16 protein-coding genes are annotated in these 15,595 nt (G+C 64.1%); 3 read left to right on the top strand and 13 right to left on the bottom strand.

What is annotated here, in order from left to right; genetic code table 11:
• Positions 1-4: 4 nt before the first annotated feature.
• The 6 genes from ACIPZG_RS01910 to ppc all read right to left on the bottom strand — a co-directional run bounded on the left by ACIPZG_RS01910 (position 5) and on the right by ppc (position 6,502).
• Positions 5-835, bottom strand: a complete 831-nt coding sequence (locus ACIPZG_RS01910; protein WP_400709643.1) for an oxaloacetate decarboxylase — start codon at positions 833-835, stop codon at positions 5-7.
• A 30-nt stretch (positions 836-865) separates the two neighbouring features.
• A complete protein-coding gene (locus ACIPZG_RS01905; protein ID WP_400709640.1) occupies positions 866-1,735 on the bottom strand; it encodes a DUF72 domain-containing protein in 870 nt (289 codons plus the stop codon).
• Positions 1,736-1,738: 3 nt separating this feature from the next.
• Positions 1,739-2,026, bottom strand: coding sequence for a hypothetical protein (locus ACIPZG_RS01900; RefSeq protein WP_400709638.1), 288 nt, complete (start codon positions 2,024-2,026; stop codon positions 1,739-1,741).
• A gap of 130 nt (positions 2,027-2,156) precedes the next feature.
• The gene (gene tsaB / locus ACIPZG_RS01895; RefSeq protein WP_400709635.1) at positions 2,157-2,831 is read right to left on the bottom strand and encodes a tRNA (adenosine(37)-N6)-threonylcarbamoyltransferase complex dimerization subunit type 1 TsaB; all 675 of its coding nucleotides are present in this window, start codon (positions 2,829-2,831) and stop codon (positions 2,157-2,159) included.
• A 135-nt stretch (positions 2,832-2,966) separates the two neighbouring features.
• Positions 2,967-3,617 carry an adenylate kinase gene (gene adk, locus ACIPZG_RS01890; RefSeq protein WP_400709632.1) on the bottom strand — a complete coding sequence of 217 codons (651 nt, stop codon included), beginning with the start codon at positions 3,615-3,617 and terminating at the stop codon, positions 2,967-2,969.
• Between the two features lie 257 nt (positions 3,618-3,874).
• Positions 3,875-6,502: a phosphoenolpyruvate carboxylase gene (gene ppc / locus ACIPZG_RS01885; protein WP_400709629.1), complete on the bottom strand. Its 2,628-nt coding sequence runs from the start codon at positions 6,500-6,502 to the stop codon at positions 3,875-3,877.
• 168 nt (positions 6,503-6,670) lie between these two features.
• Here ppc and ACIPZG_RS01880 point away from each other — a divergent pair, with 168 nt between their 5' ends.
• The 3 genes from ACIPZG_RS01880 (at position 6,671) to ACIPZG_RS01870 (ending at position 8,547) form a co-directional block, all read left to right on the top strand.
• Positions 6,671-7,015, top strand: a complete 345-nt coding sequence (locus tag ACIPZG_RS01880) for a pilin assembly protein (RefSeq protein ID WP_400709627.1) — start codon at positions 6,671-6,673, stop codon at positions 7,013-7,015.
• 277 nt (positions 7,016-7,292) lie between these two features.
• A complete protein-coding gene (locus ACIPZG_RS01875; protein WP_400639223.1) occupies positions 7,293-7,706 on the top strand; it encodes a DUF4398 domain-containing protein in 414 nt (137 codons plus the stop codon).
• A 49-nt stretch (positions 7,707-7,755) separates the two neighbouring features.
• Positions 7,756-8,547 (top strand): OmpA family protein, encoded by a 792-nt coding sequence (locus ACIPZG_RS01870; RefSeq protein WP_400709624.1) that lies wholly within the window; start codon positions 7,756-7,758, stop codon positions 8,545-8,547.
• Positions 8,548-8,893: 346 nt separating this feature from the next.
• On the opposite strand, the gene ACIPZG_RS01865 is transcribed toward ACIPZG_RS01870, so the two are convergent.
• From ACIPZG_RS01865 to prfB, 7 genes are all read right to left on the bottom strand, one after another.
• Entirely contained in the window at positions 8,894-9,220 is a 327-nt protein-coding gene (locus tag ACIPZG_RS01865) for a hypothetical protein (RefSeq protein WP_008101153.1), read from the bottom strand.
• The gene (locus tag ACIPZG_RS01860) at positions 9,217-10,140 is read right to left on the bottom strand and encodes an alpha/beta hydrolase (protein WP_400709621.1); all 924 of its coding nucleotides are present in this window, start codon (positions 10,138-10,140) and stop codon (positions 9,217-9,219) included. The genes ACIPZG_RS01865 and ACIPZG_RS01860 overlap by 4 nt, the downstream gene beginning before the upstream one ends.
• A complete protein-coding gene (locus ACIPZG_RS01855; protein ID WP_400709618.1) occupies positions 10,112-11,446 on the bottom strand; it encodes a flavohemoglobin expression-modulating QEGLA motif protein in 1,335 nt (444 codons plus the stop codon). Before ACIPZG_RS01855 ends, ACIPZG_RS01860 begins: the two co-directional genes overlap by 29 nt.
• Positions 11,443-11,991, bottom strand: a complete 549-nt coding sequence (locus ACIPZG_RS01850; protein WP_008094028.1) for a hypothetical protein — start codon at positions 11,989-11,991, stop codon at positions 11,443-11,445. The genes ACIPZG_RS01855 and ACIPZG_RS01850 overlap by 4 nt, the downstream gene beginning before the upstream one ends.
• A 29-nt stretch (positions 11,992-12,020) precedes the next feature.
• Entirely contained in the window at positions 12,021-12,725 is a 705-nt protein-coding gene (locus ACIPZG_RS01845) for a TetR/AcrR family transcriptional regulator (RefSeq protein ID WP_400709615.1), read from the bottom strand.
• Between the two features lie 130 nt (positions 12,726-12,855).
• A complete protein-coding gene (gene lysS / locus ACIPZG_RS01840; protein ID WP_400709612.1) occupies positions 12,856-14,358 on the bottom strand; it encodes a lysine--tRNA ligase in 1,503 nt (500 codons plus the stop codon).
• 93 nt (positions 14,359-14,451) lie between these two features.
• A protein-coding gene (gene prfB, locus ACIPZG_RS01835) for a peptide chain release factor 2 (RefSeq protein ID WP_400709609.1) occupies positions 14,452-15,547 on the bottom strand; the annotation gives its coding sequence in 2 pieces (ribosomal slippage) (positions 14,452-15,474 and positions 15,476-15,547; 1,095 coding nt in all).
• Positions 15,548-15,595 lie beyond the last annotated feature (48 nt).

Below are 15,595 nucleotides of genomic sequence, written 5' to 3'. Positions count from 1 at the left end.
CCCCTCAGCGACGGAACAGATCGTTGAGCTGGGCGAAGGGCAATGCCTGCTCCCCGTAACTGAACGTACCCTGATCACGGATCTCCAGGGCCGCACGCTGGAACGCCCCCAGCGCCGCACGGGCCAACGACGAGCCCACGCTGATACGGCGCACACCCAGGTCCTGCAGCTGGTTGACGCTCAGTGGCACACCCGCCAGCCCCATCAGCACGTTCACCGGCTTCGGCGCCACCGCCTGCACCACCGCGCGAATCTCATCGACGCTGCGCAGTCCCGGCGCATACAGCACATCGGCCCCCGCCTCGGCATAGGCCTGCAGGCGCAAAATGGTGTCGTCCAGGTCCATGCGCCCGTGCAGCAGGTTTTCCGCACGGGCGCAGAGGGTGAACGGGAATGGCAGGCTGCGCGCGGCCTGCACGGCGGCACGCACCCGCTCCACGGCCAGGCCGAAGTCATAGATTGGCGCGTCACTACGGCCACTGGCATCTTCGATCGAGCCGCCCACCAGGCCCGTTTCCGCGGCCCGCAGAATGGTCTGGGCACAGTCTTCGGGCAGGTCGCCAAAGCCATTTTCCAGGTCGGCGGCGACCGGCAAGGCGGTGGCGTCGACGATGAGCCCGGCGTTGTCGAGCGTCTCGTCCAGGCTCAAGGCGCCCTCGGCATCCGGCCGCCCGAGGCTGAAGGCAAGCCCGGCACTGGTCGTGGCCAGCGCCTCGAAGCCCAGGCTGGCCAGGAGCTTGGCAGAGCCGGCGTCCCAAGGGTTGGGGATGACGAAGGCGCCATCACGCTCGTGCAGCGCCTTGAAGGCTTCGGCACGCAGGGTTTGTACATCCATGGTCACAACCTCCGGCTGGTCGGGGAATGGTCAGAGTAGTCCCAGTTGTTCGACCTCGGGGGCGCGCGGCAATTCCGGCAAAGCGGCAAGGCCCGGCAGGCGCGCCATCAGCCGCTGGTGGAAACGCTGGGCCAGTGCGGCGGCCAGGCGGTTATCGGAGGTGTGCAGGAACACATAAGGGCTGCGTCCTTCCTCGATCCAGGCCGCGATCTTGTCCACCCAGGGTGTGAGAAAGGTTTCGTTGGCCTCAAGCTCGGGATGGCCGATGAAGCGCACCTGCGGATGCTGACTGAAGGCGGCAGGCCGTGGCGGAACCTTGGGTTTCTTCGACTGCGCGTGAAGCACGGCGGGATCGCGCGAGGTGCAGCTGAACAGCGCACGTGGGTCGAGGCAGATGCGCTCGACGCCACGCTCATGCAGCAGACGGTTGAGCAGCCGCTCCTCCTCGCCTTTGGCGAAGAAGGCCTGATTGCGCACTTCCACGGCCACCGGCACGCCGATCTCGTCGAGAAAGTAGCCGAGCTCGCCTAACCGCGCCGGCCCGAACTGGGCCGACAGCTGCAGCCAGTACGGCGACACTCGCTGGCCCAAGGGGGCCATCAGGCGGGTGAATTCGAAAGCAGGCTCGAGTTGATCACGCAGGTCTCCCTCATGGCTGATATCCCTGGGAAACTTGGCAGTGAAGCGAAAGTGTGCGGGCATGACCTGCGCCCAGCGCGCGAGGGTGCCGGGGGCGGGACGGGCATAGAAGGTGGTGTTGCCCTCGACGGCGTTGAACACCTGGCTGTAGAAGCCAAGCATTTCACCGCTGCTGGCATCGGCGGGATACAGGTAGTCGCGCCAGGCGTTTTCGCTCCACGACGGACAACCAAGGAAATAAGGCAGGGGGGATGAACTCATCCCTCAAATGTACAGGTCGAGCCCCAGTACTTCCATGTCCCAATCGGTAAAACCGGCGGTGCTGAGGTAGCTGGCCAGCGCCGTAGCCGTGCGGCGGTCGCGGGCGCGGGGGAAGACCATGTCCTGCTGGCGGGCCGGCAGGCCAGCACCACGCAGGCGCGGCGCGGATTCCTGAGCGACTTCGCGCTCTTCGATCAGTTCGGCATCGTCGATGGCTTGATCGCGCACCCCTGCTTTGCGCGGTGCGCGCTTGACCGGGTAGGACTGCGATGAGAAACCGTCGATACGCATGGTGTGAGCACTCAGAACCGATGATGGCAATTTAGCAGCATCAGAGTTCCATCGCTAATGCTCGAGTGATAACTGGACCACAGATCACGCCAAAGGTTTATCGACAACCGCGATAACCGACGAACAGCACTCAGCGTGCCTTGGGCGTGGCTACATTATCGCGCAGGTAGACCGGTTGCGCCTGTTCGGCAGGGATGGCCTCGCCGCGTGCCCAGGCGAAGCGGGCCAGGCTCAGGATGTCCAAGGCATTGGGCAGCGCCGCCGGGTTGCTGGCACTGACCTGCACGGCCAGGCGCTCGGCGTAGCCCCAACCGGTGCCCGCGCCGTACCAGTCGCCGCTGCAGCCTTGCGGCAAGGCCACGCGCTCCGGCGGCAGCACCGCCTCCAGGCCTTGCAGGCGCATTTCGCCGGCCTCTTCCTTGTAGCACCCCCAGTAGACCTCATCCATGCGCGCATCGATGGCCGCTGCCACCTGCTGCGCGCCATGCTCGCGCAGCGCACCCTGGGCCAGCGCGGCCAGGTTGGACACTGGCAGCACCGGGCGCTCCAGGGCAAAGGCCAGGCCCTGCACCACACCGATGGCAATGCGCACGCCGGTGAAAGCGCCCGGGCCACGGCCGAACGCGATGGCGTCGAGGGCGTTCAATGCCACACCGGAATCGCCCAGCAGCTGCTTGATCATCGGCAGCAGCTTCTGCGCGTGCATGCGCGGGATCACCTCGTAATGGCTGGTTACCTTGCCATCATGCAGCAGCGCAACGGAACAGGCTTCGGTGGCGGTATCCAGGGCCAGCAGGGTGGTCATCGAACGGGTATCCAGGTGCAGAGGGAAAAGAGCGGCAGTATAGAGGAGGCGCGGCGTTGTGTCGTCAAGGGGCCGCTGTGCGGCCCCTAAACGACAACGGCCCGCAAGCGGGCCGTTGTAAAGCGCGGTGCTGGATCAGCTCAGGGCTGCCAGGACCTTGCCGGTGATCGCTTCGACCGAGCCGACGCCTTCGATGTGGCTGTACTTCGGCTTGCCAGCGTTGGCGGCCGAGAGCTTCTGGTAGAAGTCCACCAGCGGCTTGGTCTGGCTGTGGTAGACCGACAGGCGATGACGCACGGTTTCTTCCTTGTCGTCATCGCGCTGGATCAGTTCTTCGCCAGTGACGTCGTCCTTGCCTTCCACTTTCGGCGGGTTGTACTGAATGTGGTAGGTGCGGCCCGAGGCCAGGTGCACGCGACGGCCTGCCATGCGGCCGACGATTTCTTCGTCGTCGACGGCGATTTCGACCACGGCATCGATATCGACACCGGCCGCGACCATGGCTTCGGCTTGCGGGATGGTCCGCGGGAAGCCGTCGAACAGGCAGCCATTGGCGCAATCAGGCTGAGCGATGCGCTCCTTGACCAGGCTGATGATCAGCTCGTCGGAGACCAACTGGCCAGCATCCATGACTTTCTTCAGTTCCAGGCCCAGCGGGGTGCCTGCCTTGACGGCGGCACGCAGCATGTCACCGGTGGAGATCTGTGGAATACCGAACTTCTCGGTGATGAACTTTGCCTGAGTACCTTTACCGGCCCCGGGAGCTCCCAGCAGAATTACGCGCATCTCGTGCTCCTCAAATTTTTGTATGAAATTCAATGGATTCGGCAATCAGGGCCAAGTCCGGAAAATCGGGTATGACCATAAATCGGTCAGAAGGCTGCTCAAGATACACAGCGCTCGGCAGCCAGACAAGCGCCACAAAGTTGCAGGAATGTGCCATCGGCAACCTCGGTTGCGGGTGGTTGCGCCCGTCGCAACCACCCTCTTCACCCTGCCCTGGCCCAGGCTATGCACCAGGACCGTGGCATGCCTGCATGCTCTTAGCCGGTGTTGCGAAGACCCGCCGCAATGCCCGCAACGGTCACCAGCAAGGCCTGCTCCAGCGGGCTGTCCAGAGCGGCTTCACGGCTGCGCGAACGCGCCAGCAACTCGGCCTGCAAGCGGTGCAGCGGGTCCAGGTAGGTGTTGCGCAGGCTGATGAATTCCAGGGTCTCGGGGCTGTGCGCCAGTAGCACCGGCTGCCCGGTCAGGCCCAGCACCACCTGGCAGGACTGCGACAATAGGTCGCGCAGGTGCACACCTAAAGGAAGCAAGTCCGGTTGCACTAGACGTTGGTCGTAGGCCTCGGCGATCTGGGCATCGGCTTTGGCCAGGACCATCTCCAGCATGTCGATGCGGGTGCGGAAGAACGGCCATTGTTCGCGCATCTGCGTCAGCAGCTCGCCCTGCCCGCGTGCCAGGGCATTGCTCAGTGCCGTTTCCCAGCCCAGCCAGGCGGGCAGCATCAGGCGGGTCTGGGTCCAGCCGAAGATCCACGGAATCGCCCGCAGGCTTTCTATGCCACCGGCGCGACGCTTGGCCGGGCGGCTGCCCAGCGGCAGGCGCCCGAGTTCCTGCTCGGGCGTGGACTGGCGGAAGTACTCGACGAAATCCGGGTTGTCCCTGACCACGCCACGGTAGGCCTTGAGGCCGTCGGCCGCGAGTTGGTCCATCAGCTCGCGCCAGGCCGGCTGTGGCGGAGGGGGTGGCAGCAGGGTGGCTTCGAGCACGGCCGCCAGGTACAGGTTGAGGTTCTGCTCGGCGATGCCCGGCAAGCCGAACTTGAAGCGGATCATCTCGCCCTGCTCGGTGGTACGGAATCGACCAGCCACCGAGCCCGGTGGCTGCGACAGGATCGCCGCGTGGGCCGGACCGCCGCCACGGCCCACGGTGCCGCCGCGGCCATGGAACAGCAGCAGCTCGACCTGATGCTCCTGGCAGATGCGCACCAGGCTTTCCTGGGCGCGGTACTGGGCCCAGGCGGCAGCGGTGGTGCCGGCGTCCTTGGCCGAGTCGGAGTAACCGATCATCACTTCCTGCGGCCCGCGCAGGCCGGCACGGTAGCCCTGCAGGCCCAGCAAGCGCTGCATGACCGGCCCGGCGTTGTCCAGGTCGGCCAGGGTCTCGAACAGGGGGACCACGCGCATGGGCCGGGTCAGCCCTGCTTCCTTGAGCAGCAGTTGCACCGCCAGCACATCGGAGGCGGCGCCGGCCATGGAGATGACGTAGGAACCCAGCGAGGCACCCGGCGCGGCAGCGATTTCACGGCAGGTGGCAAGCACTTCGGCAGTGTCCGCCTGGGGCTGGAAATGCGCAGGGAGCAAGGGCCGGCGGTTCTTCAGCTCTGTCTGCAGGAACGCGATGCGCTGCTCTTCATCCCAGTCGCCATAACTGCCCAGCCCCAGGTAATCGGTGATCTCCGACAGCGCATCACGGTGCCGGGCGGCATCCTGGCGCACGTCCAGGCGACCGAGGAACAGGCCGAACGTCACCGCACGGCGCAAGCTGTCGAGCAGCGGACCATCGGCGATGACGCCCATGCCGCATTCATGCAACGACTGGTAGCACAGCTGCAGCGGGGCGATCAGGTCGCGGTTGTCCACCAGCACGTCGGCGCCGGCCGGCTGGCTGCTGGTCAAGGCGCTGTGCGCCCAGGCGCGGGTGGCGCGCAAGCGGTCGCGCAATTGCTTGAGCACGGCCCGGTAGGGTTCGGCGCTGTCGCCGACCTGTTCGCGCAGCGCGCTGCTGGCCTGCTGCATGGACAGCTCGGCGGCCAGCGCATCGATATCACGCAAGAACAGGTCGGCCGCCATCCAGCGTGCCAGCAGCAGCACTTCACGGGTCACGGCAGCCGTGACGTTAGGGTTGCCGTCGCGGTCCCCGCCCATCCATGAGGCGAAGCGGATCGGCGCAGCTTCCAGCGGCAGATGCAGGCCAGTGGCTTCGAACAGCGCCTTGTCGACCTTGCGCAGGTGGCTGGGGATGGCCTGCCACAGGGAGTGCTCGATGACCGCGAAGCCCCATTTGGCTTCATCCACCGGCGTGGGCCGGGTGCGGCGGATTTCTTCGGTGTGCCAGGCCTCGGCGATCAGCCGGCGCAAGCGCTCGCGTACCTGTTGGCGCTCGGTGGGCGTCAGGTCGCGATGGTCCTGCACTGCCAACTGGCCGGCAATGGCGTCGTATTTCTGGATCAGCGTGCGGCGAGCCACCTCGGTGGGGTGCGCGGTCAGCACCAACTGGATATCGAGCTTGGCCAGCTGCCGGGCCAAGGCATCGTCCTTGTGCCCCGCCTGCTTGAGGCGCGTCAGCAGCTCGGGCAACACCCGTGCCTCGAAGGGCTCCCCCTGCTCGGCATCGCGCCTGCGAATCAGCTGGTACTGCTCGGCCATGTTCGCCAGGTTGAGGAACTGGTTGAAGGCTCGCGCCACCGGCAGCAAGTCTTCCTCGGCAAGGTCCGCCAGCGTCGAGCTCAATTGCTCGCCGGCCCCCCGCCGGTCGGCCTTGGCACTGTGGCGTATGTCCTCGATCTTCTGCAGGAAGGCCTCACCGTGCTGCTGGCGAATGGTTTCGCCGAGCAACTCTCCCAACACATGGACATCTTCACGCAAGCGCACATCGATATCGGTCATTGGCCCTCTCTTTGGCGCGGCTCGCCCGCGCATCGCCCAGGTAACAGCATGTCCCAAGAGTGCCCACAGCCAGGGCGCCATGGCAAGCCGCGATCGGGCAAAGCAAACTAAAGTAAGAGCAGAGCAGTCCGATGAATGCAGCCATTCCAGGCGTCGACAGAGGTCACCATGAAAATCCGCGAACTCGCCCAGCACTGGGAGCAGAATGCCGCAGGCACCCTGAGTCCCACCGGCCACACCTTGCACCTGGACCTGGAGTCCGAGGCCCGCCTGGCCGCGCTCATCGACATGTACCCCAAACGTACCGCCGAGGAACTGCTTGGCGAACTGGTGGCCGCCGCGCTGGAGGAACTGGAAGCCAGTTTCCCCTACGTGCAAGGCCAGAAGGTCATTTCGACTGACGAACAAGGCGACCCGCTGTACGAAGACATCGGCTCCACCCCGCGCTTTCTGGCCCTCTCGCGGCGCCACTTGCATGGCCTAAGCACCCCAGGCGAAGACACCGGCAATTGATAGCCCTCTCCACTGCTCCGGGCTTCCCCATGGCCCGGAATACCCCGTGTCGCCCTTGAAAGTTCCCCGTCACGACCACTGACCATGCAGTCAGAAATAGTCGCCCAGCCTTGGCAATTTTTCTGAACCATTCAAAAAACCCCTCAGTCAGAGCCAATAGCCATCACGCTAAAACCCTGCACAACTGCCGTCGTGCATCGTTCAGCGCTAGTGCGGACAGGGGCCAGGGATTGAGCGATGGACTTCTACGGATATCGTCGTTTTCAGGAGTGATCCAATGGAGCTGACCATCATGAAAACCCGCACCGCGAAAATTTCATCCCCCCACGTGCACGGACTCAAGCTGGCCGCGTTGGCGCTGGGCAGTAGCCTGGTCCTGGCCGGCTGTGCCGGCAATCCGCCCAGCGAGCAGTACGCCGTGACCCAATCGGCCGTGAATTCCGCCGTCAGTGCAGGCGGTACCGAGTTCGCCGCCGTGGAAATGAAAGCGGCTCAGGACAAGTTCAAGCAAGCCGAAATCGCCATGCACGACAAGCAGTACGACGAAGCCAAGCGCCTGGCCGAACAGGCCGAATGGGACGCTCGCCTCGCCGAACGCAAGGCACAGGCGGCCAAGGCCGAGAAGGCCGTACAGGAAGCCCGCCAGGGCGCCCAGGATGTGCGTCAGGAAGGCCTGCGCAGCGCTCAGTGAGCGCGCCACGCCTACCTCAGCCTTCGCAACCGATCAAAGGATGAACACCATGCGCAATCACATCATGATTCCCGCCCTGCTGGCCCTGAGTGTCAGCCTCGCTGCCTGTTCCCACGACCCGAACCCGAACCTGGAGTCGGCCCGCACCAACTTCTCGGCGCTGCAGAGCGACCCGCAGTCGAGCAAGGTCGCGGCGCTTGAAACCAAGGATGCCCAGGATTCGCTGAACAAGGCCGACAAAGCCTTCATGGAGCGCGAGGACACCCAGCAGGTCGATCAGCTGGCCTACCTGACCAACCAGCGCATCGAAGTGGCCAAGCAGACCATCGCACTGCGCACTGCCGAGAACGAGCTGAAGAACGCCTCGTCCGAGCGCGCCAAGGCCAAGCTCGATGCCCGCGATGCGCAGATCGCCAAGCTGCAGGACAGCCTCAACGCCAAGCAGACCGACCGCGGCACCCTGGTCACCTTCGGCGACGTGCTGTTCGACTTCAACAAGGCCGAGCTCAAGAGCAGCGCCTTGCCCAACGTCACCAAACTGGCCCAGTTCCTCCAGGAGAACGCTGAGCGCAAGGTGATCGTCGAGGGTTACACCGACAGTGTAGGTTCGGCCAACTACAACCAGACCCTCTCGGAACGCCGCGCTGCTGCCGTGCGCATGGCGCTGGTGCGGGCCGGCGTGGACCCTGCGCGGATCGTCGCCCAGGGTTACGGCAAGGAGTACCCGGTGGCGGACAACTCGAGCAACTCGGGGCGTGCGCAGAACCGTCGGGTGGAGGTGACCATCTCCAACGACAACCAGCCGGTGGCGCCGCGCTCGGTGAGCCAGATCCAGCAATAAGGCTGACTGAAATGAAAAGCCCCGGCAGCGATGCCGGGGCTCTTTTGTTGGGGGGCTTGTCTTGGGTTCTAGGGTGTTGCGTAGATCGAGCGCCGCCCGCGCGGCGCATCGCGGATAAATCCGCTCCTACATTTGTTGCAACGTGCCACGGGCTGTCAGGCCATGGTTGTCCGCTTTTTGGCGCCCACCGAAAAATCGTGACGTACCAACAAGGCAGGCAACCATGGCTTATCAGACATAGGCACGTTGCAACAAATGTAGGAGCGGATTTATCCGCGATGCGCCGCGCGGGCGGCGCTCGATCTACGCCGCAGCACAATTCCCACGCCGAACACCCCGCCCTGAATCACTGCACCTGCTGCGGCGTGTCCTCACCCATGCAGCGCACCGCGCGCTTGCGGTTGTCCACCAGCACCCCGGTCAGGCCCTTCTGCTGGGTATCGAACAGCACCAGCACGCCATCCATACACTGCGCCACCTGTGGGGCCGGCTCGAGGGAGACCTTGTAGTCCTCGCCGGGAATGGTCTTGAGCATGGTGAAATCCTGCAGCAGCAGGGCATCCTCGGGTTTGGCGAAATGCAGGTAACCGTAGTACCAGAGGGCCCCCACCGTCACGATGATGCTGCCGACACCGGTCAGGATCAGCGGGATGGCGTTGCGTTCTTCACTCATTGCTTGCTCTTCTCGTCAGGGTAGTTGGGCACTTCGGCAAGCCGCCGCAGGCCGTTGAAATGGCTGGGGTCATCCAGGAAACGCAGCATCACCTGGCGCCAGACCGGGTCGGCGAAGGTCTGCACGTGGCCTCCGCGGGTCAGTTGCAGCACGCGCGGCGGCGGCGCGTGCTGATACAGGCGGATGCCGCTGTCCATCGGCACCAGGTTGTCGTCGATGCTGTGGAAAAACAGCTTGGGTGGGGTGCTCAGGCGCTCGACGGAGCGAATCGCGCTATCGCCGTCCGGCACCAGCCAGGACAGCGGCACCTGCAACGGCCAGGTCATCCACGACGTACTCAAGGCGTAACGGCCGACATCGCGATAACTGGCCGGCACCCCATCGAACACCAGGGCACTGAAGCGCTGTTGCTGCTCAGGATGGGCGGCCAGGTAATGAATGGCCATCGCGCCACCGAGGCTCTGGCCCAATAAAACCAGGGGTTTGCCCTTTACTTCGGGGGCCTTGTCGAGCCAGGCCATGGCTGCGGCGATGTCTTCATAGACCTCCGGCAAAGCGGGTTCGCCCTGGGACAGGCCATAGCCGCGGTAATCGATCATCAGCACCTGATAACCCTGCTCCGGCAACCAGTAGCTGCCGCCCAGGTGCCAGGCCAGGTTGCCGCCGTTGCCATGCAGGTGCAGCACCGTACCCTTGACCACGACGCCCGCCTTGGCCGGCAGCCACCAACCGTGCAGGCGCACGCCATCGGCGGTGGTGAGGGTGATATCGCGGTATTCGAGCTTGGCCCGCTCGGGGGTGAACGGCTGGCCGGGTTCGGGGTAGAACAGCAAGCTGCTGCATCCGCCGAGCCCCAGCAGGATCAAGCCCAGGGCCAGCAAGCGGCAGCGCTCAGAGAATGTTCGCGTAGTCGGCTTCAATGCGATCCAGGCTCAGGTGGTTGAGGAAGTTGGAGAAGCACATCCATGCCGACAGGGCGTTGAGGTCGCGGAACTGTTCAGGCAAGTACTTGGGCGGTTCGACCAGGCCTTCTTCGACCAGCTGGCGCAAAGTGCGCATGTCTTCCAGGGTGGTCTTGCCGCAGAACAGCAACGGAATCTGTTCGAGCTTGCCCTTCTTCACGGCCAACTGAATGTAGTTGTAAACCATGATGAAGCCCTTGAGGTAGGACAAGTCCTTGGTGAATGGCAGGCCATTGGGCACCGAGCCGCGGAACACCCGACTGGCATTGCTGTAGCTCTGCGCCATTTCGAAGCCCTGGTCGCGGAAGAATCCGTACACCTGCAGGAAATCGGCCCCCTCCTCGACCATGTGGATGGCGCGGGTACGGTTGGTGAGCTTGCGCAGGCGGCTGGGGTAGGAGGCGAAGGCAATCACCTCCATGAGGATCGCCAGGCCTTCCTGCGTCACCGTCGACGAAGGCGGGCCCTTGGCCAGGAAGGTGCAGATCGGCTGGTTGAGGCCATTGAGCGTGGTGCCCACGTGCACCAGCCCTTCATGCACCTCCAGCGCGCGCACATCGCGGGTGTTGAACATGGCGTCGGCGCGAATCTTGATGTAGTCGGCCCCCGCCGCCGCGTCGGCGACGATACCGTCGGACTCGAACACGCGGATGGTTTCTTCCGCCTCGCCGAACACTTTGTTCAGGCGGTGCTGGAGGATATTGACGGTTTCCTTGGCGGTGAGGTTCTTCGGCTCGTCCTTGAGGTCGCCGCGGCCATCGATGTTGTTCAGGTAGTCCGAAAACATCAGCCCCAGGTCGGCCAGGGTCGGGTCACCGGCGTGGAAGGCATCGGAGGCGGCGCCATACAGTTCCTGGGAAATCAGGCCGAAGTCCTCGGTGCCGCGCGCTTCGAGCATGCGCACCACCATCCGGTACTCCTTGCACATGCGCCGCATGATCTGCCCGACCGGGTTGAACTGGCCCAACTGGCGGGTGATGTCGCGCTCGATGCTCTGGAATTCTGCCTTGACCGCGCTGGAATCGAACGACAGCGGGCGCGACTGGTAATAGGCACGGTCCACCGCGGGCGGCTCCGTGCCCTTGGCCTTGAGGAAGCCCTGGCGGATGCTGTCGTCCCACTTCACCGCGTCGAGCACGCGGATTGGGGTCTGCGCCGCGACGATGCGGTCGGACAGGGTGCGGATGGTTAGCTGGTACTCGTCCACCGGGGACTCCTTTCTAGAACTGGGCGCCTTTACCGGCCCTATCGCCGGCACGGTCATTTGCCAGAGCGCTGGAAGCGCGCCACCTCGACGAACAGGTCGGAGTTGGCCGGGTCATCCAGATAAGCCAGCACCCGCGCCGCCGGGCTGTCGATCAGTACGCCGTCGCCGTTGTCCTCCGGCACCACGGTGCTGCGCCCGGTCAGCTCTTTCTTCTCCACCGCCTGCTGCACCTGCTCGACGTCGAGGTTGTAGACCACCAACTCCTTGCCATCGACGATGTCGAAACCGCCAATCAGGAAGTTGCCGCCCAGGCGCTTGGGCACCCCGGCCGACAGGTACCAGCGGTTGCCGTGTCGCGAGACGGTGAACACATACTCTTCGGGCTTCTTGCCCTTGGCCGTGGCCACTGCCTTGTAGGCATCGGCGCCACTGCGGCTGATCATCAGTTGCAGCGGCTCGCCCCAGGCGTCCTTGCTGCGCCACTTGCCAAGCAGGGCCTTGGGCGCCGCCTGGTTGCTCGGCAAGGGCTCGTGGAAGGTCACCAGACAACCGCCCAGCAGCAGGAATGACAACGTCAACAACACCACACGCCAGGCTTTCATCAGGTTCTCCTTGAAGGGTCGATCTCGTCTCAGGCCGATGCCAACACCAGGTGCAGGTAACGGGTAAGCATAGCGAGCATCTGCCCATCGGCCTGTGCATCGGCATCCTTGAGCAGGCCCTGATATTCCATCTGCTCGATTATCGCCGTCAACATCTGGGCGTCCTGTTCGGGCTGCCGCGAGCCTACGACCTGCAGCAGTTGCCGCGTGCCATGCAGCAGGATCTGCTCATGGGCACACACCAGTTGCGCCAGGCGCGGGCACAACAGCGCTTCCTGGCGGAAGGCCTGCTCGGCCATGAGGAAGTCGCGGCGGGTGAGCAGTTGACGCGAAACATAGTCGGCGGTCATGCGCGCCACTTCGTCGGCCAGCCGCGCCCGCGATTGCGCACTGCCGTCGCCCTGGGCGAGCAACTGGCGCAGCACCACCTCGGTGTTGGCCCAGAGCTTGGCCATGTAGGCGGCGCTGCGCTCGACGTACTGGGCGAAGGTATCGGTGAGCAGGTCCTCGATATCCTTGAAGTAATAGGTGGTGGCGGACAGCGGCACGCCGGCCTCGGCCGCTACCGCGCGGTGACGCACGCCGCGCACGCCATCGCGTACGACGATGCGCATGGCGGCGTCCAGAATCAGCTGGCGACGCTGTTCGCTGCCCTGGCGGGCAGTCTTGCGACCTTGGTATTGCACACTTTCGGCGACGGCGCTGGCGATGCCGGCGGCGCCTTGCTGGGCCATGGGGGGTGTCACTCTGATTACCTCATGAACAGTGGTTTGTCAGTGCCCCGCGAAGAGGCCGGCACTGCCATACAAGACTAAAGCTTCAGGCAATAAAAAGCCGCCTCGAAAGGCGGCTTGTTCAATTCACTCAGGCCTGTGGGCGCATGTGCGGGAACAGGATCACATCGCGAATCGACGGCGAGTTGGTCAGCAGCATCACCAGGCGGTCGATACCGATGCCCTCACCTGCGGTCGGCGGCATGCCGTACTCCAGCGCGCGAACGAAGTCGGCGTCGTAGTGCATGGCTTCGTCGTCACCGGCGTCCTTCTCGGCCACCTGGGCCAGGAAGCGTTCGGCCTGGTCTTCGGCATCGTTGAGCTCGGAGTAGGCGTTGGCGATCTCGCGGCCACCGATGAACAGCTCGAAACGGTCGGTCACGGCCGGGTTGTCGTCGTTGCGACGCGCCAGCGGCGAGACTTCGAACGGGTACTCGGTGATGAAGTGCGGCTGCTCCAGCTTGTGCTCGACCAGCTCTTCGAAAATCATCACCTGCAGCTTGCCCAGGCCTTCGTGGCCGAGCACCTTGGCACCGGCCTTCTTGGCGATCTCGCGGGCGCGGTCGACGTCCTGCAGGTCGGCAGCGGTGAGCTCCGGGTTGTACTTGAGGATCGAGTCGAACACCGACAGGCGCACGAACGGCTCGCCGAAGTGGAACACCTTGTCGCCATACGGCACGTCGGTGCTGCCCAGCACCAGCTGCGCCAGCTCGCGGAACAGTTCCTCGGTGAGGTCCATGTTGTCGCGGTAGTCGGCGTAGGCCTGGTAGAACTCCAGCATGGTGAACTCGGGGTTGTGCCGGGTCGAAACGCCTTCGTTACGGAAGTTGCGGTTGATCTCGAAGACTTTCTCGAAGCCACCGACAACCAGGCGCTTGAGGTACAGCTCAGGCGCGATGCGCAGGAACATGGCCATGTCCAGGGCATTGTGGTGCGTTTCGAACGGCTTGGCCGCGGCGCCGCCCGGAATGGTCTGCAGCATAGGCGTCTCGACTTCGAGGAAGTCGCGCTCGATGAGGAACTTGCGGATGTGCGAGATCACCTGCGAGCGAATGCGGAAGGTGTTGCGGGTTTCTTCGTTGACCATCAGGTCGACGTAGCGCTGGCGGTAGCGCTGCTCGGTGTCGGTCAGGCCGTGGTGCTTGTCGGGCAGCGGGCGCAGCGACTTGGTCAGCAGGCGCACGTTGGTCATCTCGACGTACAGGTCGCCCTTGCCGGAACGGGCCAGGGTGCCTTCGGCGCTGATGATGTCGCCCAGGTCCCAGGTCTTGACTGCGGCCAGGGTTTCTTCCGGCAGGGTCTTGCGGTTGACGTAGACCTGGATACGGCCGGTCATGTCCTGGATCACCATGAACGAGCCACGGTTGAGCATGATGCGGCCGGCGACCTTGACCGGAATCGCTGCAGCTTCCAGCTCTTCCTTGGTCTTGTCCGCGTATTGCTTCTGCAGGTCGTTGCAGTAGCTGTCGCGACGGAAGTCGTTGGGGAAGGCATTGCCCTTGGCGCGCTCGGCGGCAAGTTTTTCCTTGCGCAGGGCGATCAGGGCGTTTTCTTCCTGTTGCAGGTCTTGCGCTTCGGTCTTGAGGTCGCTCATGTCGTCATTCTTTCCATCAGGTGTTCATTGCCCTTTTCGGGCAGGGCACGCGATACCGGCAAGCGGCCAGGTATCGCGGCGGTGGTGTGCGGCTTACAGTCCCTGCTTGAGGCTCGCTTCCAGGTACTGGTCGAGGTCGCCGTCCAGAACCTTCTGGCAATCGCTGCGCTCGACGCCGGTACGCAAGTCCTTGATGCGCGAGTCATCCAGCACGTAGGAGCGGATCTGGTGGCCCCAGCCGATGTCCGACTTGCTGTCTTCCAGCGCCTGGGAAGCGGCGTTGCGTTTCTGCATCTCCAGCTCGTACAACTTGGCCCGCAGCATTTTCATGGCGGTGTCCTTGTTGGCGTGCTGGGAACGTTCGTTCTGGCAGGCCACCACGGTGTTGGTCGGCACGTGGGTGATACGGACCGCCGAGTCGGTGGTGTTCACGTGCTGACCACCGGCACCGGAGGAGCGGTAGGTGTCGACGCGCAGGTCTGACGGGTTGATCTCGATCTCGACCTTGTCGTCGATCTCAGGCGACACGAACACCGCCGAGAACGAGGTGTGGCGACGGGCACCGGAGTCGAACGGGCTCTTGCGCACCAGGCGGTGCACACCGATCTCGGTGCGCAGCCAGCCAAAGGCGTACTCGCCCTTGATGTGCACGGTGGCGCCCTTGATGCCGGCGACTTCACCTTCGGAGAGCTCGATGATGGTGGCGTCGAAGCCGCGCTTGTCGGCCCAGCGCAGGTACATGCGCAGCAGGATGTTGGCCCAGTCCTGTGCCTCGGTACCGCCAGAGCCTGCCTGGATGTCCAGGTAGGCGTTGTTCATGTCCATCTCGCCGCTGAACATGCGACGGAACTCGAGCTGGGCCAAGGATTCTTCCAGGCTCTGCAACTCGGTCACGACGTCGCTCACGGCGCCTTCGTCATTTTCCTCGACGGCCATGTCGAGCAGGTCCTGGCAGTCGGCCAGGCCGTTGGACATCTTGTCCAGGGTCTCGACGACCTGCGCCAGCATGGCGCGCTCGCGGCCCAGGGCCTGGGCATACTCGGGCTTGTTCCAGACGGCCGGGTCTTCCAGCTCGCGGTTGACTTCGATCAGGCGGTCATGCTTGTGATCGTAGTCAAAGATACCCCCGAATGGACTGGGAACGCTCGGTGAGGTCCTTGATGGTGTTCAGGATCGGTTGGATTTCCATGGGCTGGCTACTCGCGCGAATTCGGTGAAAAGTCGGGGAGTATAACCG

Source organism: Pseudomonas sp. NPDC089395, assembly GCF_044749525.1.
Classification (GTDB): domain Bacteria; phylum Pseudomonadota; class Gammaproteobacteria; order Pseudomonadales; family Pseudomonadaceae; genus Aquipseudomonas.
Note: the sequence above shows the minus strand (reverse complement) of the source record. Positions and strands in the feature narration are given on the sequence as shown.